This window comes from Klebsiella sp. K47, assembly GCF_051858335.1.
In the GTDB taxonomy this organism is placed as follows: Bacteria; Pseudomonadota; Gammaproteobacteria; order Enterobacterales; family Enterobacteriaceae; genus Klebsiella; species Klebsiella pneumoniae.
In genome coordinates, this window is record NZ_JBPYUI010000126.1 from 1 (window position 1) to 299 (window position 299).

Sequence of the window (299 nt, forward strand, 5' to 3'; positions counted from 1 at the left end):
TACGTGGTCGAGCCCACCGGAATATTCGCGATATCCGCCTGCGCCGCCGCCAGCGTCGCGTACTGCTTACTGAGCGGGATCAGGTTCTGCCTGACCTCATCGTTTTTCGCCATCATTCCGCGCCAGGTATCCAGATCATCGCCAGCGCGATCTGGTTCAGTCAGCGCAGACCCATTGACCAGCTTATCCAGGCGCTCGGCATTATCGAGCAGCACAGCGGGAGACGTACTCCCCAGCTCCGGGTTAAAGGCCATGTTTTTTGCTCCAAAAAGAGGCTTCGCCCAAACGAGGGTTTGAGC

1 pseudogene is annotated in these 299 nt (G+C 58.2%); it reads right to left on the reverse strand.

Features of this window, described 5'->3' with window-relative positions:
• Positions 1-254, reverse strand: a pseudogene (locus RRF55_RS27385) (flagellar biosynthesis protein); the annotation flags it as partial.
• Positions 255-299: the final 45 nt, after the last annotated feature.